Annotated in this window: 13 protein-coding genes, 23 tRNA genes and 3 rRNA genes; 1 reads left to right on the forward strand and 38 read right to left on the reverse strand. The window is 47.7% G+C overall.

Annotated elements, in window-relative coordinates:
- Positions 1–20: 20 nt before the first annotated feature.
- The 35 genes from nagA to KFV11_RS09040 all read right to left on the reverse strand — a co-directional run bounded on the left by nagA (position 21) and on the right by KFV11_RS09040 (position 15,476).
- A complete protein-coding gene (gene nagA, locus KFV11_RS08870) occupies positions 21–1,163 on the reverse strand; it encodes an N-acetylglucosamine-6-phosphate deacetylase (RefSeq protein ID WP_254249766.1) in 1,143 nt (380 codons plus the stop codon).
- A gap of 221 nt (positions 1,164–1,384) precedes the next feature.
- A complete protein-coding gene (gene nfsA, locus KFV11_RS08875; RefSeq protein ID WP_254249767.1) occupies positions 1,385–2,128 on the reverse strand; it encodes an oxygen-insensitive NADPH nitroreductase in 744 nt (247 codons plus the stop codon).
- Positions 2,129–2,139: 11 nt separating this feature from the next.
- Positions 2,140–2,616, reverse strand: coding sequence for a tRNA (uridine(34)/cytosine(34)/5-carboxymethylaminomethyluridine(34)-2'-O)-methyltransferase TrmL (gene trmL, locus KFV11_RS08880; protein ID WP_149459447.1), 477 nt, complete (start codon positions 2,614–2,616; stop codon positions 2,140–2,142).
- Positions 2,603–3,739, reverse strand: coding sequence for a tRNA epoxyqueuosine(34) reductase QueG (queG, locus tag KFV11_RS08885; protein ID WP_149459448.1), 1,137 nt, complete (start codon positions 3,737–3,739; stop codon positions 2,603–2,605). Before queG ends, trmL begins: the two co-directional genes overlap by 14 nt.
- Positions 3,740–3,844: 105 nt before the next feature.
- A complete protein-coding gene (locus KFV11_RS08890) occupies positions 3,845–4,567 on the reverse strand; it encodes an amino acid ABC transporter ATP-binding protein (protein ID WP_149459449.1) in 723 nt (240 codons plus the stop codon).
- Entirely contained in the window at positions 4,560–5,984 is a 1,425-nt protein-coding gene (locus tag KFV11_RS08895; protein WP_149459457.1) for an ABC transporter substrate-binding protein/permease, read from the reverse strand. Before KFV11_RS08895 ends, KFV11_RS08890 begins: the two co-directional genes overlap by 8 nt.
- A 128-nt stretch (positions 5,985–6,112) precedes the next feature.
- Positions 6,113–7,165 (reverse strand): PTS sugar transporter subunit IIC, encoded by a 1,053-nt coding sequence (locus tag KFV11_RS08900; protein WP_149459450.1) that lies wholly within the window; start codon positions 7,163–7,165, stop codon positions 6,113–6,115.
- Between the two features lie 32 nt (positions 7,166–7,197).
- Positions 7,198–7,662 carry an NUDIX hydrolase gene (locus tag KFV11_RS08905; protein ID WP_254249768.1) on the reverse strand — a complete coding sequence of 155 codons (465 nt, stop codon included), beginning with the start codon at positions 7,660–7,662 and terminating at the stop codon, positions 7,198–7,200.
- A gap of 11 nt (positions 7,663–7,673) precedes the next feature.
- Positions 7,674–8,189 (reverse strand): GNAT family N-acetyltransferase, encoded by a 516-nt coding sequence (locus tag KFV11_RS08910; protein WP_254249769.1) that lies wholly within the window; start codon positions 8,187–8,189, stop codon positions 7,674–7,676.
- A gap of 71 nt (positions 8,190–8,260) precedes the next feature.
- Positions 8,261–8,344, reverse strand: a tRNA-Leu gene (locus KFV11_RS08915).
- A gap of 120 nt (positions 8,345–8,464) precedes the next feature.
- Positions 8,465–8,539 (reverse strand) — tRNA-Gly (locus tag KFV11_RS08920).
- 12 nt (positions 8,540–8,551) lie between these two features.
- Positions 8,552–8,625 (reverse strand) — tRNA-Cys (locus KFV11_RS08925).
- A 9-nt stretch (positions 8,626–8,634) separates the two neighbouring features.
- Positions 8,635–8,706: transfer RNA gene (locus KFV11_RS08930), tRNA-Gln, on the reverse strand.
- A 10-nt stretch (positions 8,707–8,716) separates the two neighbouring features.
- Positions 8,717–8,789 (reverse strand) — tRNA-His (locus KFV11_RS08935).
- Between the two features lie 2 nt (positions 8,790–8,791).
- Positions 8,792–8,865 (reverse strand) — tRNA-Trp (locus KFV11_RS08940).
- A 5-nt stretch (positions 8,866–8,870) separates the two neighbouring features.
- Positions 8,871–8,954: transfer RNA gene (locus tag KFV11_RS08945), tRNA-Tyr, on the reverse strand.
- Between the two features lie 7 nt (positions 8,955–8,961).
- Positions 8,962–9,037: transfer RNA gene (locus KFV11_RS08950), tRNA-Thr, on the reverse strand.
- A 12-nt stretch (positions 9,038–9,049) separates the two neighbouring features.
- A tRNA-Phe gene (locus KFV11_RS08955) sits at positions 9,050–9,122 on the reverse strand.
- Between the two features lie 5 nt (positions 9,123–9,127).
- A tRNA-Asp gene (locus KFV11_RS08960) sits at positions 9,128–9,203 on the reverse strand.
- A gap of 4 nt (positions 9,204–9,207) precedes the next feature.
- A tRNA-Met gene (locus tag KFV11_RS08965) sits at positions 9,208–9,281 on the reverse strand.
- A gap of 51 nt (positions 9,282–9,332) precedes the next feature.
- A tRNA-Ser gene (locus KFV11_RS08970) sits at positions 9,333–9,425 on the reverse strand.
- Between the two features lie 10 nt (positions 9,426–9,435).
- Positions 9,436–9,509, reverse strand: a tRNA-Ile gene (locus KFV11_RS08975).
- A gap of 32 nt (positions 9,510–9,541) precedes the next feature.
- Positions 9,542–9,615: transfer RNA gene (locus KFV11_RS08980), tRNA-Met, on the reverse strand.
- A 14-nt stretch (positions 9,616–9,629) separates the two neighbouring features.
- Positions 9,630–9,705, reverse strand: a tRNA-Ala gene (locus tag KFV11_RS08985).
- Positions 9,706–9,731: 26 nt separating this feature from the next.
- Positions 9,732–9,805: transfer RNA gene (locus KFV11_RS08990), tRNA-Pro, on the reverse strand.
- Positions 9,806–9,821: 16 nt separating this feature from the next.
- Positions 9,822–9,895: transfer RNA gene (locus tag KFV11_RS08995), tRNA-Arg, on the reverse strand.
- Between the two features lie 5 nt (positions 9,896–9,900).
- Positions 9,901–9,989 (reverse strand) — tRNA-Leu (locus KFV11_RS09000).
- A gap of 32 nt (positions 9,990–10,021) precedes the next feature.
- Positions 10,022–10,096: transfer RNA gene (locus tag KFV11_RS09005), tRNA-Gly, on the reverse strand.
- A 5-nt stretch (positions 10,097–10,101) separates the two neighbouring features.
- Positions 10,102–10,185, reverse strand: a tRNA-Leu gene (locus tag KFV11_RS09010).
- Positions 10,186–10,195: 10 nt separating this feature from the next.
- Positions 10,196–10,271: transfer RNA gene (locus KFV11_RS09015), tRNA-Lys, on the reverse strand.
- A 5-nt stretch (positions 10,272–10,276) separates the two neighbouring features.
- Positions 10,277–10,352, reverse strand: a tRNA-Thr gene (locus KFV11_RS09020).
- Between the two features lie 11 nt (positions 10,353–10,363).
- Positions 10,364–10,439: transfer RNA gene (locus KFV11_RS09025), tRNA-Val, on the reverse strand.
- Positions 10,440–10,449: 10 nt separating this feature from the next.
- Positions 10,450–10,564: ribosomal RNA gene (gene rrf / locus KFV11_RS09030) — 5S ribosomal RNA — on the reverse strand.
- 197 nt (positions 10,565–10,761) lie between these two features.
- A 23S ribosomal RNA gene (locus KFV11_RS09035) occupies positions 10,762–13,685 on the reverse strand.
- Positions 13,686–13,922: 237 nt separating this feature from the next.
- Positions 13,923–15,476, reverse strand: a 16S ribosomal RNA gene (locus KFV11_RS09040).
- Together the 16S, 23S and 5S rRNA genes with 23 tRNA genes alongside form the textbook arrangement of a ribosomal RNA operon.
- Before the next feature lie 522 nt (positions 15,477–15,998).
- Between KFV11_RS09040 and KFV11_RS09045 the strand changes: the two genes are divergently transcribed.
- Positions 15,999–16,430, forward strand: a complete 432-nt coding sequence (locus KFV11_RS09045) for a DUF2614 family zinc ribbon-containing protein (RefSeq protein WP_149459626.1) — start codon at positions 15,999–16,001, stop codon at positions 16,428–16,430.
- Positions 16,431–16,463: 33 nt separating this feature from the next.
- Here KFV11_RS09045 and perR read toward each other — a convergent pair whose 3' ends face one another.
- From perR to KFV11_RS09060, 3 genes are all read right to left on the reverse strand, one after another.
- Positions 16,464–16,919: a peroxide-responsive transcriptional repressor PerR gene (gene perR / locus KFV11_RS09050; protein ID WP_149459544.1), complete on the reverse strand. Its 456-nt coding sequence runs from the start codon at positions 16,917–16,919 to the stop codon at positions 16,464–16,466.
- A 73-nt stretch (positions 16,920–16,992) separates the two neighbouring features.
- On the reverse strand, positions 16,993–17,943 hold the full coding sequence (locus KFV11_RS09055; RefSeq protein WP_254249770.1) for an NAD(P)-dependent oxidoreductase: 951 nt from the start codon (positions 17,941–17,943) through the stop codon (positions 16,993–16,995).
- Positions 17,940–18,389 (reverse strand): peroxiredoxin, encoded by a 450-nt coding sequence (locus KFV11_RS09060; protein WP_149459546.1) that lies wholly within the window; start codon positions 18,387–18,389, stop codon positions 17,940–17,942. The genes KFV11_RS09055 and KFV11_RS09060 overlap by 4 nt, the downstream gene beginning before the upstream one ends.
- Between the last annotated feature and the right edge of the window lie 2 nt (positions 18,390–18,391).

An 18,391-nucleotide genomic window follows, 5' to 3' on the forward strand; every position in this document is an offset into this window, starting at 1 on the left:
ATGTTTTCCTCCTGTACAACCTAGTTTTTAATCAATTTCATATACCCTTTTTTCACTGCTGTTAAAACATTTAACTCGTGATCCACTAAAACGAGGTCCGCATACTTCCCTGCTTTGATGCTGCCGATATCCTGCTGCATGCCGAGAGCGACGGCCTGGTTATAGCTGACGACGCGCCATGCATTATCAAGTGTCTCACCAGTATAAGCCATAAAGTTGCGCAGCGCATCATTCATTTTCAGAATACTGCCGGCAAGCGTCCCAGAAGCGAGTACGGCCTTACCGCCTTTTTTGATGACCCGCTGACCACCGAGCTCATAATCCCCGTCAGGCATTCCTTTGGCACGCATCGCATCGGTGATGACCATGAAGCGGTCACGCCCTTTCAACCGGTAGGCAATTTTGACAGCGGCGGGGTGAGAATGAATACCGTCTACTATACATTCTGTCTTCAGTCCATCATTCAACCATGCTGCACCGAATGCCCCGGGTTCGCGGTGTTCAAACGGTGTCGCCGCATTATAGAGATGGGTGATATGCGCTGCCCCCGCTGCTGCTGCCTCGTTCAGCTCATCAAATGTCGCTACAGTATGACCGAGCGAGAAGATGATATCCTCATGTTTTTCGCGGATGACGTCCATCGCACCTTCCACTTCGGGTGCGATAGTCATAATTTTAATTTTACCACGCGCTGAGCGCTGCAGCTCCTCAATTAACTCGACAGTCGGACGCCTGACATAGTCCGGATTCTGGGCACCGACTTTATGCTCGGAAATAAACGGCCCTTCGACATGAATGCCGATGATCTCTGCACCAGGACCATCATAAGCGCTCGCAGCATCAAGTGCACGTTTCACACGGCTTAAATCTTCTGTCATCGTCGTCGCGAGAAAAGATGTCGTCCCCTCACTAAGGAGGCCTTCTGTCAGCGTAGTGAGCGCGTCCTTGTCAGCATCCATCGTGTCCACTCCGTAACCGCCGTGGATATGAATATCAATGAACCCCGGCAGCAGTATATGGCCGCCCCCGTCCATCACGTCAGTGCAGTCTCCGGCATAGTCTCCGGGCTCGACCGCCGCAATCCGTTCTCCATCTATTAGAACATAGCCCCGCTCGATGACTGCATGCTCCGTGTAAATTTTCACATTGTTTATAACCTGCATGTCCTAACGTCTCCTTTTCTTTAGTCTGGCTTTAGTATATAATAAAATCAATAATAGTATAGGAGGCCAACATCAATGGGCACAATTTTAATTGGTATGGTTGCTTTATCTTTCATTGTCGCTATGTTAACTGCCGGCAGAGAATCTAACTACGGAATTAGAGACGAAGATCTTAACAAATAAAAGACAGAATCGGCTGAGCCGGTCCTGTCTTTCTTTTATTACTGCTGCAAAAAGCCCTGGGTTTTAACGATGCCGTCTACGTCTGTGCGGGTCTTCCTGCTCAGCATATCAGTGACCTGGCTGCTCCACTTATCACTGCGTCTACCGTCCGTACGTTCACGGTAGTAGTCAGCAATCTCTTCATCATACGCTGCTATCTGCTGCAAGTACTCGGCACCTGTCTCATAACGGTTCTCGTGATAGACATGTTCAAACGGCAGGCGTGCTTTTCTGCTGCCCGTCTGTGCCGGATAGCCGACGACCATGCCGAATAACGGATACGTATAATCAGGAAGCCCGAGCAGTTCAATGACTTCAGCCATATTATTTCTCAGGCTGCCGATATAGCATATACCAAGCCCCATGCTTTCTGCGGCTACAGCCATGTTCTGTGCGGCAAGGCTGGCATCAACTGTGCCGACGATAAAGCTCTCTGTCGCACCGAAGTAATCATCGATGGAGACTTCTGCCCGTTCAGCGATTATATGGTGCCGTTTGAAATCGGCGATAAAAACAAAGAGATGGCCGTTATGTTCAACGTAGTCCTGTGTGCTGATGGCGCGCAGTGCCTGTTTGATCTCAGGATCAATCACCCCGATAATAGAGTATGCCTGGACAAAGCTTGATGTCGATGCCTGCTGTGCTGCTTCGACCAGTATTTTTACCGTATCCTCGTCCAGTGATTTATCTTCAAATTTCCGGATTGAACGGTGCTCCATCAGCTGCTTCACTACTTCATTCATGTAATCAGTCCTTATTTAAGATTTGGGTAGTTCTGCTGTCTCAGCGCTTCGTATACTAAAATCGCTGCAGTATTGGATAAGTTCAGTGAACGTACATTGTCATTCATCGGAATTCTGAGGGCCGTGTCCATATACTTCTCTTTCACCCAGTCCGGAAGTCCTGTCGTCTCACGGCCGAAGATGAAGTAATGGTCGACTGACGTGTCTGAATAGTCGAATGTTGTATGCGGCTTTTTGCCGAACTTCGTCAGCAAATAGTAATTACCGCCTGCTGTCTTGTCGAAAAATTCCTCGATGCTGTCATAGTAGATGATGTTGACGAATTTCCAGTAATCAAGGCCTGCACGGCGCAGCATTTTATCGTCCGTTGAAAATCCGAGCGGACGTATTAAATGCAGTGTCGTATCCGTTGCTGCACAAGTTCTTGCGATATTACCTGTATTCGCCGGAATTTCCGGCTGATATAAAACGACATTAATTGATGACATGTTCAATCTCCTCTAAACCTTTTAATATTTCATTTCTGACTTCTGCGTCTTCTTCTATATTATACCGTTCCTTCAAAAACGGCGCTTCCAATTGGCCTGCGATTTTGCCGATGGCCCAGTAAGCAGTCCCTTTAATGACAGGGCGCGTGTCTTCGACGGCGACCTTTTTCAACGCCGGGACGGCTGACTCTTCCTTGAAATGCGCCAGCGCAATAATCGCATTGCGCTGGATCGGCTTCTTACCCCGCCAGCTGCCTGCTAGATGACTGTATTCATTTTTGAACATCTTGTTACTGATGGTCAGCAGCGGCTCGAGCAGCGGCTTCAGCTTCAGCGGCTCAAGAATGATATCATCCTGCAGTGTGTTAATACCGCGGTTTCTCGGGCAGACTTGCTGACAAGTATCGCAGCCGTACAGCCTGTTACCGATCTTTCCGCGGTACTCATCAGGAAGAAAGCCTTTCGTCTGCGTCAGAAAACTGATGCATTTCTGAGCGTTCAGCTGGCCGTTCCCGACCAGTGCACCTGTCGGACAGCGGTCGATGCATATTGTGCAGTCGAGACAGCTGTCGCTGACCGGCTTATCCGGCGGCAGCGGAATCGACGTCAGCAGTTCACCGAGATACGTCCATGTGCCGAGCTTGTCATTCAGTATAAAGCCATTTTTTGCTGCGTAGCCGAGCCCCGCACGCTCTGCGACTGCCCGGTCACTCAGCACGCCTGTGTCTACCATCGACAGGCATTCGGCAGACGGCATCCGTTCCTCGATGAATGCCTGCAGCAGTGTCAGCCGCTTCCTGAGCAGCGAATGGTAATCCATTCCCCATGACGAGCGGGCGAACATACCCCGCCGCTCCCCGCGTATGCTTCGCGGCGCATCTGGAAGCCGGTTCGGATAGCCGACTGCAATGGCAATGATGGAGCGCGCAGACGGCAGTGATTTCTTCGGATCGATTCTGAGCTCGATATCAGAACTCTCAAACCCGGATGCGTATCCCTTCGAATAATACTCTTCAAGCTTCGGCCGCAGCTCTTCGAACGGTTCAGCCGTCGTAAATCCGATGGCATCTATACCTATCGTTCTGCTGTAGGCGATAATCTCCTGCTTCAGCTGTTCTGACATGTACTCACCTCCAAATCAATGCAACTATTTTAACACAAAAACAAGCCGGCACCTAAATAAATCTTCGGTTGCCGGCTTATTTGATAGCTCTATTTTAGTCGCTTACTATAATACTTTAGATAGGAAGTTCTGCGTCCGTTCGTTCTGCGGGCTGCCGAATACTTGCGCCGGTGTCCCTTCTTCCTGGACGATTCCTTTATCCATGAAGACAACGCGGTCTGCTACTTCTCGTGCAAATCCCATTTCGTGTGTCACAACAACCATCGTCATCCCTTCACGTGCGAGGTCTTTCATAACTTGCAGCACATCACCGACCATCTCCGGGTCAAGCGCTGAAGTCGGCTCATCGAAGAGCATCACGTCCGGGTTCATCGCCAGTGCTCTTGCGATCGCGACACGCTGCTTCTGTCCACCTGATAACTGCGACGGATAAGCACCTGCCCGTTCTTTCAGTCCGACTTTTTCGAGCAGTCCTAATGCGCGCTGCTCTGCTGACTCTTTCTTCTCACCCTTAACAAGCATCGGTGTCAGCGTCAAATTCTCAAGCACCGTTTTATGCGGGAAGAGATTGAAGTTCTGGAACACCATCCCCATCTTCTGACGGAGTTTATTGATGTTTGCCCCTTTCGCGTTCAGCACTTCCCCTTCAAATATAATGCGGCCGCCTGTCGGTGTTTCAAGCAGGTTCAGGCATCTTAAAAATGTCGATTTGCCGCTTCCTGACGGTCCGATTACTGCCACTACTTCTCCTGATGCCACTTCAAGGTCAATCCCCTTTAATACTTCTACTTGTCCGAAACTTTTATGAAGGTTTTCTACATTAATCACTTACACTCATTCTCCTTTCGAAGACATTCATCACACGAGATAACGTGAATGTCAGGATAAAGTAGGCAACTGCGGCAATCAACAATGGGGTAAACGGATCAAACGATGCACCTTGCACTTTCTGTGCATTGAACATCAGTTCGCTGACACCGATAACAGACACAATTGATGATTCTTTAATAACAGTGATAAATTCATTACCAAGTGCCGGCAGAATGTTTTTAATGGCCTGCGGCATGATGACTTTGTTCATCGCCTGTGAATGACTTAAACCGAGTGAACGTGCCGCTTCCATCTGTCCTCTGTCGACTGCGTTAATACCTGCACGGATAATTTCAGCGATATACGCTGCACAGTTCAGTATCAGAGCAATGACACCGCAGACAAATGCTGACAGATCAAGGCCAAGCACTGCTGTTGTACCGAAGTAAACAAGGAACACCTGCACTAATAGTGGTGTGCCGCGGACGAACTCAATATATATCCATGCGATAGCTTTCACGATGATGTTTCGGCTCAGTTTCATAAAGGCCAGAATGCCGCCGAACAACGAACCGAGTATAACACCGAAGATAGAAATCAGAATCGTCGCTCCAATCCCTTTCAGGAAGTAATTGCCATACTTGCTTAAGAATGACCCTTCTTCAAACATCGCTTTATTGGCTTTTTTCTGATAGTCTTTAATCAATCCCTGGTCCCGCACTTCTTTAATGCTGGCATTCAGCTTATCAAGCAGCTCCGGTGAATCTTTCGGTAAAGCGATTGCTGTTCCTTTAGCCGCATCTGCAAACTGCAGTTTTGAATAAGAAAGTCCTGTGTTTTTTGAGAGGTATGCATCAGCTACCGGTCCTTCAAGGATAACCCCGTCAATCTTACCGGAGTTAAGTGACATGATGATTTCAGGCACACGCGTTAATGAAGACAAGTTTGCATCTGGAATTTCTTTTTGTGCTAGTGCTTCCTGAGTCGTCTGCTTCTGCACCCCAATATTTTTACCTGAGAAGTCTTTAATTGATTTAAGTTTATCTTTATTCTTCTTCTGAACAACCATACGCTGAGTGACTTCCATGTAATTATCTGTGAAGTCCACTTCTTTACGACGTTCAGGTGTCGGTGACATCCCTGAAATAATGACGTCAATCTTACCCGTTTTCATCGAACCGAGCAGACTGTCAAATGACATATCTACAACATTTAATTTTACCCCTAAATCTTTCGCGATCTTTTTGGCAAGCTCAATGTCTATGCCGACATATTCACTTTTACCGTTGACAGTCTGCTCAAACTCATATGGTGCATAGTCAGCAGACAGCCCGACGCGAATTTCCCCTCTTTTTTTAATGGTCTCATACTGATCGTCCTGTGCACTCGCCGATTTAAACGGAATACAAGACAATAGCAGTACGGTCATCATCATGAACACGACTAATTTCTTCAATTCACTGCCCCCTTTGTTACTTTCCTGTATAAAAGTATACAGGTCATTGAAATAATATACAATACTAAAAATAAAAAATATTCTGTTAATTAACAGAATATTTTTTATCACTCACTTTTATTAAATTGATAAATATCAGCGTGATATCCCGGCAGAATTTTCAACAGCACGGTATGGGCTAATATGCTGACCGGCAGCGGCACGAGGACATAAGCTGCAAGCAGTTTCAGGACATTGACTAAAGCACTGCTGTCCATATATTTAAACGCATTGAGCGGACCGACAAGCCCTGTATAGCCGAACCCTGCTGACATCGGCGTCCCTTGAACGCCCATGAAATAAGCCATTGTACCGCCGACGATGCCATTGATTATCAGCGGCACCATAATGATAGGATGTCTGACATAAACCGGCATCATCATCTTGGCAGCGCCGATGACGAGTGTTGTATTCACCCCTTTATCATTGACGAACCAGGAACCGACAATAAACGTATAACAGCATGCCGTAATCCCTAAATTGGCAGCGCCGCTCCCTAAACCTGACAAGCTGATCACGGTGGCGATTGCGACTAAAGAAATAGGTGTCGCCATCAGCAGTGCATAAGCAGTGCATATTAAAATGCACATGACGAGTGGATTTAACGTCGTAAAATGCGCGATGACCTGGCCGAGTGAGCCTGTGACCATCTTCATATAAGGCAGCGTAAACGTTCCGACGGCCCCGGGCAGAACGCCTGCCAGTATCGGCAGAAAGACAATGTTCAGCGTGCCGAGCCGGTTGCCGAGCGCTCTGATGACAAGGGCCGCTACAGTTATTGTCAGCAGCATATTAAGCAGATCACCCATACCGGCAAGACTTGCCCCTTTATCCGTGAACTGGACCGCACCAGAACCGATAAATGCCGCCCCGCCGAGAATGACACTCTGAATGCCGTTGAACTTCAGCTGATATCCTGCAAGCACCCCGATGATAATAGAGGCGCTGAACTGGAACATCATCAAGTACTGCGTCAGCACTGTAAACAGCTCATGATACTGACTTAAGTATTTAAACAGCTCACCGAGCATCGCATTCGGAATCAGTGCCACTACAATTCCGGTTGCCATACCGTTCAATATATTGAAGTAGAATGATTTAAAAGACATATGTTTTTCCATAAATGACCGACTTTCTGTTTTAATCTCTGCTGTTAAAGATTATCCGCTATATAGTGACCGTGGTTATCTTTTCCGAGCATTAATACTTTTAATTCCTGAGGCTTAATAATCTCCTGATCCAATTCTACTGCTGAATAGAATTTGAAGACAAAATGAGGGTCGGGCTGTGCAAATATTTCTCCTTCACCCAGCTCATCGCCGACTTCTAATAAGTAGACAAATAGCAGCTCATGATAATGCGTCCCTCTGTAATCAAAGAAGCTCTCGATAATCGTTTTAAACTGAAGCTCATTCGCACTTACTGTCAAATTTAACTCTTCCTTCAGCTCTCTTATCAGCGCAGACTGTGAATCTTCCAGTAACTTAATGCGTCCGCCGACCGTCGTGATAAATTCATCGTTGACCCCGTAATGCATCAACCATTCATCACCGCGCCGAATGATCGCCGATGTTCTCATATTTAGTTTGTGGCTGTCTAATAACAGAGATAAGTCCATAGTTTTTCTCCTTAAAGGGTGACCACCCATATATGATGATCCCCGCCCTCACCCCAGTAATCTTTAACTACATAGGTCGCAGGACCAAACATCTTCGTCCATGTTTTGATCGCAAGAGTATACGAAGCATCAAAACAGAATTCACGTATTCCAGCAGCCCGCAGCTCTTCCTGCATCTGTCTGATCAATGTACTGCCAATCCCCTGCCCCTGATATGCTGGATTGACATACAACGAACCTATTTCATATAAGTGATTCAACTTGCCTTTCATCATCTTGTCGATGTTACTGTTTGGACGATAGGAGGCAATGCCGCCGATGATCTGTTTATCATTTTTAGCTATTATAAAGCATACATCCGTCTGACGATAATAGCGCTCAATATAACTATATTTCGTATCGATTTCATGCTGCAGGTCTTCAGCATCGTCAATACCGTCTACTTGAAATGTATGGGTAATGACCCGCTTATAATGTGCTTTTAAAGCGCTCTTGTGTTCAAGAGCCGGCTTTATATAATCAATCAATTGAGCACCTCCTGTACATTTGTCTTATTATACACTAAAAAAACCCTGAAACATAAGTTTCAGAGTTCAGATACCGGCGGCCGGGGTCGAACCGGCACTCCTGTGAGGGAACTGGATTTTGAGTCCAGCGCGTCTGCCAATTCCGCCACGCCGGCGTAATATTATAAAGAGCATTTAATCAAAAATAATGGAGCGGAAGATAGGACTTGCACCTATATCTCGAATCAGGAAGATTCGTATTCTAAAGTTGAAATACTCCCGCACAATATAAAATATGGAGCGGAAGACAGGACTTGCACCTGTATCTCTGACCAGGAAGGTCAGTATTCTAAAAATTGAAATACTCCCGCATATATGATGAATGGAGGCGCCAACCGGATTTGAACCGGTGATAAAGGTTTTGCAGACCTCTGCCTTACCACTTGGCTATGGCGCCAGAAAAGAGCTGGGGTAGCTGGATTCGAACCAACGAGTGACGGAGTCAAAGTCCGTTGCCTTACCGCTTGGCTATACCCCAAGAATAGAAGGGCGACTGATGGGAATCGAACCCACGAATGCCGGAACCACAATCCGGTGCGTTAACCACTTCGCCACAATCGCCATGGCAGGGGCAGTAGGAATCGAACCCACATCAAAGGTTTTGGAGACCTCTATTCTACCGTTAAACTATGCCCCTATTTATGGTGGAGGGGGGCAGATTCGAACTGCCGAACCCGAAGGAGCGGATTTACAGTCCGCCGCGTTTAGCCACTTCGCTACCCCTCCAAATACATGGTGCCGGAAAAAGGACTTGAACCCTCAACCTACTGATTACAAGTCAGTTGCTCTACCAGTTGAGCTATTCCGGCATAATAAAAAGATGGCTCAGGACGGAATCGAACCGCCGACACATGGATTTTCAATCCATTGCTCTACCGACTGAGCTACTGAGCCATACATGGCGGTCCCGACCGGGATCGAACCGGCGATCTCCTGCGTGACAGGCAGGCATGTTAACCGCTACACCACGGGACCTTAGTTGCGGGAGGCGGATTTGAACCACCGACCTTCGGGTTATGAGCCCGACGAGCTACCAGACTGCTCCATCCCGCGATAATAATAAATAGTGTGTTTATTCTTGTTGAGTGCTGAAGTAAAAAATAATGGCGGAGGAAGAGGGATTCGAACCCCCGCGGGCCGTTAAGCCCCTGTCGGTTTTCAAGACCGATCCCTTCAGCCGGACTTGGGTATTCCTCCATTATATAAGTGGACCTTGCAGGACTCGAACCTGCGACCAAACGGTTATGAGCCGTTTGCTCTAACCAACTGAGCTAAAGGTCCTAAATCCAGAAGTTACACTTTTAAAAAATTAGTGGCGGCAGAGGGGATCGAACCCCCGACCTCACGGGTATGAACCGTACGCTCTAGCCAGCTGAGCTACGCCGCCGTATTAAATTATTATGGTGGAGACTAGCGGGATCGAACCGCTGACCTCCTGCGTGCAAAGCAGGCGCTCTCCCAGCTGAGCTAAGCCCCCATAATATAAACTACTTAAGAAGTAAGTCGGGAAGACAGGATTCGAACCTGCGACCCCTTGGTCCCAAACCAAGTGCTCTACCAAGCTGAGCTACTTCCCGTAGCAAAAATAATTAGCGCGCCCGAGAGGAGTCGAACCCCTAACCTCTTGATCCGTAGTCAAACGCTCTATCCAATTGAGCTACGGGCGCATAAATGGTGCCGAGGACCGGAATCGAACCGGTACGGTAATCACTTACCGCAGGATTTTAAGTCCTGTGCGTCTGCCAGTTCCGCCACCCCGGCTGATATATCGATTTTTGACAAAAAAATAATAATGGAGCGAAAGACGGGATTCGAACCCGCGACCCCAACCTTGGCAAGGTTGTATTCTACCACTGAACTACTTTCGCAAATATGGTGCGGGTGAAGGGAGTCGAACCCCCACGCCGTAGGCGCTAGATCCTAAGTCTAGTGCGTCTGCCAGTTCCGCCACACCCGCATATTTAAAATGGTGAGCCATAGAGGATTCGAACCTCTGACCCTTTGATTAAAAGTCAAATGCTCTACCAACTGAGCTAATGGCTCTAACATGGTGCCGGAAAAAGGACTTGAACCCTCAACCTACTGATTACAAGTCAGTTGCTCTACCAGTTGAGCTATTCCGGCATAATAATAAATGGTGGAGGATGACGGGATCGAACCGCCGACCCTCTGCTTGTAAGGCAGATGCTCTCCCAGCTGAGCTAATCCTCCAAATGTTTCTGCCCGGCAGCGTCCTACTCTCGCGGGACGTCAGTCCAACTACCATCGGCGCTAGAGAGCTTAACTTCTGTGTTCGGTATGGGAACAGGTGTGACCTCTCTGCCATCGTCACCAGACAGATGGGGTGAATTATACCCTCAAAACTAGATAAACGCTGAAGAAGTGATCCGACCGGCAATGCCGATAAATCTATGTTTGTCCAGCTACAGCTGCGCTGTCTTTCATCATTTTCTAAGCCGTACTGACAATCAGGATTGTCATCCGCCTCATCAAAAATGATTCAAGCCATTCCGCTTGCCTTCACTTTTCTTAATTGATTAAGTCTTCGATCGATTAGTATCCGTCAGCTCCACACATTACTGTGCTTCCACCTCGAACCTATCTACCTCATCATCTTTGAGGGATCTTATAACCGAAGTTGGGAAATCTCATCTTGAGGGGGGCTTCATGCTTAGATGCTTTCAGCACTTATCCCGTCCATACATAGCTACCCAGCTATGCCGCTGGCGCGACAACTGGTACACCAGAGGTATGTCCATCCCGGTCCTCTCGTACTAAGGACAGCTCCTCTCAAATTTCCTACGCCCACGACGGATAGGGACCGAACTGTCTCACGACGTTCTGAACCCAGCTCGCGTACCGCTTTAATGGGCGAACAGCCCAACCCTTGGGACCGACTACAGCCCCAGGATGCGATGAGCCGACATCGAGGTGCCAAACCTCCCCGTCGATGTGAACTCTTGGGGGAGATAAGCCTGTTATCCCCGGGGTAGCTTTTATCCGTTGAGCGATGGCCCTTCCATGCGGAACCACCGGATCACTAAGTCCGTCTTTCGACCCTGCTCGACTTGTAGGTCTCGCAGTCAAGCTCCCTTGTGCCTTTACACTCTGCGAATGATTTCCAACCATTCTGAGGGAACCTTTGAGCGCCTCCGTTACTCTTTAGGAGGCGACCGCCCCAGTCAAACTGCCCGCCTGACACTGTCTCCCGCCACGATAAGTGGCGCGGGTTAGAAAGTCAACACAGCCAGGGTAGTATCCCACCAGCGCCTCGACGTAAGCTGGCGCTCACGCTTCGAAGGCTCCTACCTATCCTGTACAAGCTGTGCCGAATTTCAATATCAGGCTGCAGTAAAGCTCCACGGGGTCTTTCCGTCCTGTCGCGGGTAACCTGCATCTTCACAGGTACTATGATTTCACCGAGTCTCTCGTTGAGACAGTGCCCAAATCGTTACGCCTTTCGTGCGGGTCGGAACTTACCCGACAAGGAATTTCGCTACCTTAGGACCGTTATAGTTACGGCCGCCGTTTACTGGGGCTTCAATTCGTAGCTTCGCTTGCGCTAACCACTCCTTTTAACCTTCCAGCACCGGGCAGGCGTCAGCCCCTATACGTCACCTTACGGTTTTGCAGAGACCTGTGTTTTTGATAAACAGTCGCTTGGGCCTATTCACTGCGGCTCTTCAGGGCTTGCACCCTAAAAAGCACCCCTTCTCCCGAAGTTACGGGGTCATTTTGCCGAGTTCCTTAACGAGAGTTCGCTCGCTCACCTTAGAATTCTCATCTTGACTACCTGTGTCGGTTTGCGGTACGGGCACCTAATTTCTAACTAGAGGCTTTTCTTGGCAGTGTGAAATCAACGACTTCGCTACTATAATTTCGCTCCCCGTCACATCTCAACCTTCGCGAGCACCGGATTTGCCTGATGCTCAGTCTTGATGCTTGGACGTACATAACCAACAGTACGATCGCCTATCCTTCTGCGTCCCCCCATCGTTCAAACAATCTTAGGTGGTACAGGAATATCTACCTGTTATCCATCGCCTACGCCATTCGGCCTCGGCTTAGGTCCCGACTAACCCAGAGCGGACGAGCCTTCCTCTGGAAACCTTAGTCAATCGGTGGACGGGATTCTCACCCGTCTTTCGCTACTCACTCCGGCATTCTCACTTCCAAGCGCTCCACATGTCCTTGCGGTCATGCTTCGACGCCCTTGGAACGCTCTCCTACCATTGTCCTACGGACAATCCACAGCTTCGGTAATATGTTTAGCCCCGGTACATTTTCGGCGCAGCGTCACTCGACTAGTGAGCTATTACGCACTCTTTAAATGATGGCTGCTTCTAAGCCAACATCCTAGTTGTCTGGGCAACGCCACATCCTTTTCCACTTAACATATATTTTGGGACCTTAGCTGGTGGTCTGGGCTGTTTCCCTCTCGACTACGGACCTTATCACCCGCAGTCTGACTCCCGCATTAAATTATCTGGCATTCGGAGTTTGTCTGAATTCGGTAACCCGAGGGGGGCCCCTAGTCCAAACAGTGCTCTACCTCCAGTAATCATCATGCGAGGCTAGCCCTAAAGCTATTTCGGAGAGAACCAGCTATCTCCAGGTTCGATTGGAATTTCTCCGCTACCCACACCTCATCCGCTCACTTTTCAACGTAAGTCGGTTCGGTCCTCCATTCAGTGTTACCTGAACTTCAACCTGGACATGGGTAGATCACCTGGTTTCGGGTCTACGACCTGATACTCATTCGCCCTGTTCAGACTCGCTTTCGCTGCGGCTCCGCATCCACTGCTTAACCTTGCATCAAATCGTAACTCGCCGGATCATTCTACAAAAGGCACGCCATCACCCATTAACGGGCTCTGACTACTTGTAAGCACACGGTTTCAGGTTCTATTTCACTCCCCTTCCGGGGTGCTTTTCACCTTTCCCTCACGGTACTGGTTCACTATCGGTCACTAGAGAGTATTTAGCCTTGGGAGATGGTCCTCCCGGATTCCGACGGAATTCCACGTGTTCCGCCGTACTCAGGATCCACTCAGGAGGGAATAACTTTTCGACTACAGGACCTTTACCTTCTCTGGTTGACTTTTCCAAAGTCATTCGTCTAAATTATTCCTTTGTAACTCCGTGCTGAGTGTCCTACAACCCCAGGATGCAGGCATCCTGGTTTGGGCTCTTCCCGTTTCGCTCGCCGCTACTCAGGGAATCGAGTTTTCTTTCTCTTCCTCCGGGTACTTAGATGTTTCAGTTCCCCGGGTGTGCCTTCTCATATGCTATGTATTCACATATGGATAACATGACATGACTCATGCTGGGTTTCCCCATTCGGAGATCTCTGGATCAAAGCTTACTTACAGCTCCCCAGAGCATATCGTCGTTAGTAACGTCCTTCGTCGGCTTCTAGTGCCAAGGCATCCACCGTGCGCCCTTAATAACTTAATCTGTTATTAATAATGTGATGTCTGCATAAATGCAGACGCGCGATTTCTAAGAATTCAAAAAATGAACTCACTCGGTATTGCTTGGTAAAATCTTTTTCTTCTTCATTGCTTATCTAGTTTTCAAGGTACAATCTGAATGCATGGACCACAGGTCCTATGAACATTCAAAACTGAATACAATATGTCAGACGTTAATCCCTAAGGGATATCAAGTATCCCTTTTCCGTATAATCCTTAGAAAGGAGGTGATCCAGCCGCACCTTCCGATACGGCTACCTTGTTACGACTTCACCCCAATCATCTGTCCCACCTTCGACGGCTAGCTCCTAAAAGGTTACTCCACCGGCTTCGGGTGTTACAAACTCTCGTGGTGTGACGGGCGGTGTGTACAAGACCCGGGAACGTATTCACCGTAGCATGCTGATCTACGATTACTAGCGATTCCAGCTTCATGTAGTCGAGTTGCAGACTACAATCCGAACTGAGAATGGTTTTATGGGATTGGCTTGACCTCGCGGTTTTGCTGCCCTTTGTACCATCCATTGTAGCACGTGTGTAGCCCAAATCATAAGGGGCATGATGATTTGACGTCATCCCCACCTTCCTCCGGTTTGTCACCGGCAGTCTCTCTAGAGTGCCCAACTGAATGATGGCAACTAAAGATAAGGGTTGCGCTCGTTGCGGGACTTAACCCAACATCTCACGACACGAGCTGACGACAACCATGCACCACCTGTCACTCTGTCCCCCGAAGGGGAACGCTCTGTCTCCAGAGTTGTCAGAGGATGTCAAGATTTGGTAAGGTTCTTCGCGTTGCTTCGAATTAAACCACATGCTCCACCGCTTGTGCGGGTCCCCGTCAATTCCTTTGAGTTTCAGTCTTGCGACCGTACTCCCCAGGCGGAGTGCTTAATGCGTTAGCTGCAGCACTGAGGGGCGGAAACCCCCCAACACTTAGCACTCATCGTTTACGGCGTGGACTACCAGGGTATCTAATCCTGTTTGATCCCCACGCTTTCGCACCTCAGCGTCAGTTACAGACCAGAGAGCCGCCTTCGCCACTGGTGTTCCTCCATATCTCTGCGCATTTCACCGCTACACATGGAATTCCACTCTCCTCTTCTGCACTCAAGTCTCCCAGTTTCCAATGACCCTCCCCGGTTGAGCCGGGGGCTTTCACATCAGACTTAAGAGACCGCCTACGCGCGCTTTACGCCCAATAATTCCGGATAACGCTTGCCACCTACGTATTACCGCGGCTGCTGGCACGTAGTTAGCCGTGGCTTTCTGGTAAGGTACCGTCAAGGTACGTTCAGTTACTAACGTACTTGTTCTTCCCTTACAACAGAGTTTTACGATCCGAAAACCTTCTTCACTCACGCGGCGTTGCTCCGTCAGACTTTCGTCCATTGCGGAAGATTCCCTACTGCTGCCTCCCGTAGGAGTCTGGGCCGTGTCTCAGTCCCAGTGTGGCCGATCACCCTCTCAGGTCGGCTACGCATCGTCGCCTTGGTGAGCCGTTACCTCACCAACTAGCTAATGCGCCGCGGGTCCATCTATAAGTGACAGCAGAACCGTCTTTCACTGTTTCACCATGAGGTGAAACATATTATCCGGTATTAGCTCCGGTTTCCCGAAGTTATCCCAGTCTTATAGGTAGGTTACCCACGTGTTACTCACCCGTCCGCCGCTGACTTCAAGGAGTGCAAGCACTCCTGTCTGTCCGCTCGACTTGCATGTATTAGGCACGCCGCCAGCGTTCATCCTGAGCCAGGATCAAACTCTCCATAATAGTTTGTCTGATAAAAGCTCGTTGACTGCTTAAGCCAGTCACTCTTTGAAAGTACTAAAGTACTCAAATTATTGGAATTAACGTTGACATATTGTCATTCAGTTTTCAATGTTCATTTTTCGCTGTTACAAGATTAAATTATATCAGCTATCTTCTTTCGAAGCAAGCCTTTTATTTAGGAAGTTTTACACTCAAGCGTTAGCTGCTTGTCAGTGTTTTATTCCCTCTTGCATAAAAAATTTTACTCGCTTTTTGTTCTAAAGACAAGCGTCTTTTTTACACTTTTCATCATTTAATTATCAAGCTTTTGCGATGTTTGTCTGCTGTTTTCAGCGACTTTTATATCTTAACAAGATGACTGGAAAGAGTCAACAGTTTTTCTGCAATTTTTTTAACTTCTTTTCTCTATAGAAGAAAGCTTATAAGTTTTCTTCTTATTATTAGTAGTGTGCTAAGAAGCTAGCAGCAAAAATCTGTGACTTTTCAGTGGCTTCTGCATTATATGAAGATAGATATGCTATAATGCTTGCAGTAATTAATCAAGGAGATGATTATTTGAAATTCGCTAAAAAGCCAACAAGTAAAATTAACCGCATTAGAACATGGGCACTTGCACTGATTTTTATTGCGATGATTGTCATGTACTTAGGTGTTGTGCTGTTTTACTACACGAAAAGTCAGCTGCTGTTCTCATTGTTTTTACTTCTTGGAACATTGGCTTTCATATTAAGTTTTGTCGTGTATTTCTGGATTGGCATGTTATCTACGAGGGCCGTCACAGTACTCTGTCCGAACTGCAATCAATATACGAAGATGCTGGGCCGTGCTGATATATGCGCCCGCTGTAACGAACCGCTGACGCTGGATCCGACTCTGGCCGGCAAAACATTCGACCAGGACTATAATAACAAACGTAAAAGTAAGAAGCTGGAACAGGAAAGTGAAGCTGAGTAAAAAATCACCCTTACAATAAGTAAGGGTGATTTTTTACTGCTCTGCTTTCTGCTGGCACTCAGGACAGATACCATAGATCTCCATCCGGTGGTGAGTGACATTGAAGTTCGTGATGTGTTCTGCTATATTCTCTACTTCATCTAATCTTGGATAATGGAAGTCGTTAATCTTTCCACATTCGCTGCAAATGATATGGTAATGATTATGTGAGTCAAAATCAAATCGACTAGCTGCATCGCCATAAGTCAGTTCTTTGACCAGTCCGCTTTCTTTGAAGACTTTCAAGTTATTATAAACCGTCGCTACACTCATACTTGAGTATTGTGGAGCTAACGCCTTATAGATTTCATCTGCTGTCGGATGGCTATCCGCTTCGATCAAGTAGTTAAGTACGGCTTGTCTCTGCGGTGTAATTCTGACACCACTGTCTCGAAGCTGCTGTACTGCCTCATGCAGTTTCGCTTCTGCTGAAACACTTTCAACCGCCATACTCGCACCTTCTTTCTACTTATTTTATTTCTTTCATCATACCTGTAAAAGTCAAATCGTGTCAATGTAGATGTTAGTAGCCTTTGTCGTAATCGACAAGATTGATGAAGGCGCTGCTGTGCTCGATGCCCTTTTTCAGATTTCCCTTGAAGATATTGGTCGCCCTAGCATTATAGTGCCTGCTCAATCCGGTAATATGCGGCGTCATGATGACATTAGCTAGTTGATAGAGCGGATTGTCTTCATTGAGAGGCTCATGCTCATACACATCAAGTGCAGCTTTACGGATCACTCGATTCTCCAGTACTTTCACCAGTGTATCTTCTGCAACCACCGTCCCTCTTCCGACGTTGATGAACAGAGCATCTTTCCCCATAGCTTCGAAGTCTTCCCGTGTCAGCAGCTCAATGGTCTCTGCTGTTTCAGGCAGAACATTGACGATGATGTCAGCTTGCGTGAATGCACTCCTTCTATTAGTAAGCGGCTCTGTCTCGTTAAAATGTTCGACACTCCGCCCGTCTGTATTAACGCCGATAGTCTTCATACCGAAAGCGCGGGCGATACGCGCTGCGTTCTTTGCGATTTCCCCGGTGCCGATAAAACAGATGGCCTGTTCATAGAGTTCTGAAGTTCTGATTGCCGTCTTGTAGCCCCGGTTTTCCTGCAGCTCCTGAAACTCAGCCAGATACTTGTAGTCAGCCATAATATACGCAAATATGAACTCAGCTATTTGTATTTTATGTATGCCGCGTGCATTCGTCAGTATAATACCCCGTTCTTTCATATAAGAGAGCGGCAGCTTGTTGACACCCGCCACATACCAGACAAGCCATTTCAATTTCGGCATCTGTCCAAGCAGCGCTTCATCGAGCTTCGTCTGCTGAGCAATCAGTACTTCCACTGACGATAAATCTTCCGGCGTCAAATAATCAAGTGATTCCCGCTCAATGAACTCATGCTCATTAAATTCATCTTTCAGCTCATCGAGTAAATGTTTCAGCTTGACTGTTGATACAATTTTCATGACTGTCCCTCCAGTGCTGCAGTAATATCGTCGAACTGCTCTTTCACTTTCACTTTGTCAAACCGTCTCATAATTTCAAGATCCGGCCCGATGATTAGTGTCGTCCGGACAATTCCCATCGCTTCTTTGCCGAAACTCTTCTTCAGCTGATAAATACCCAGCTGTTCTGATAACTTAAACCCGTCATCGACAAGCAGGTCAAATCCGATATGATGCTTGGTGATAAAATTTTGGTGCTTCTTCCGGCTGTCTCCACTGATGCCGTATACTTGGATGCCTTTAGCGGCAAAGTACTCAATATGTTCAGTGAAATCAACGGCCTGCGCGGTGCATGTCGGTGTATTATCCCGCGGATAGAAGTAGAGAATACTCGTTTGTCCGAGCAGCTGCTGCTCTGTAATAAATTCCCCGTGCTGATTCTCCAGCTGGAATGCCGGTACTTTCATAA

It is taken from the genome of Macrococcus equipercicus (assembly GCF_024205945.1).
In the GTDB taxonomy this organism is placed as follows: Bacteria; Bacillota; Bacilli; order Staphylococcales; family Staphylococcaceae; genus Macrococcus; species Macrococcus equipercicus.

Bases quoted from the DNA above. Each gene is read 5' to 3' on its own strand.
- KFV11_RS09045 (WP_149459626.1), top strand. From the start codon at position 15,999: ATGCTTGCAGTAATTAATCAAGGAGATGATTATTTGAAATTCGCTAAA.
- trmL (WP_149459447.1), bottom strand. From the start codon at position 2,616: ATGTCATCAATTAATGTCGTTTTATATCAGCCGGAAATTCCGGCGAAT.
- KFV11_RS08895 (WP_149459457.1), bottom strand. From the start codon at position 5,984: ATGATGATGACCGTACTGCTATTGTCTTGTATTCCGTTTAAATCGGCG.
- KFV11_RS09055 (WP_254249770.1), bottom strand. From the start codon at position 17,943: ATGAAAATTGTATCAACAGTCAAGCTGAAACATTTACTCGATGAGCTG.
- nagA (WP_254249766.1), bottom strand. From the start codon at position 1,163: ATGCAGGTTATAAACAATGTGAAAATTTACACGGAGCATGCAGTCATC.
- KFV11_RS08905 (WP_254249768.1), bottom strand. From the start codon at position 7,662: ATGGACTTATCTCTGTTATTAGACAGCCACAAACTAAATATGAGAACA.
- KFV11_RS08900 (WP_149459450.1), bottom strand. From the start codon at position 7,165: ATGGAAAAACATATGTCTTTTAAATCATTCTACTTCAATATATTGAAC.
- queG (WP_149459448.1), bottom strand. From the start codon at position 3,739: ATGTCAGAACAGCTGAAGCAGGAGATTATCGCCTACAGCAGAACGATA.
- KFV11_RS09060 (WP_149459546.1), bottom strand. From the start codon at position 18,389: ATGAAAGTACCGGCATTCCAGCTGGAGAATCAGCACGGGGAATTTATT.
- perR (WP_149459544.1), bottom strand. From the start codon at position 16,919: ATGGCGGTTGAAAGTGTTTCAGCAGAAGCGAAACTGCATGAGGCAGTA.
- nfsA (WP_254249767.1), bottom strand. From the start codon at position 2,128: ATGAATGAAGTAGTGAAGCAGCTGATGGAGCACCGTTCAATCCGGAAA.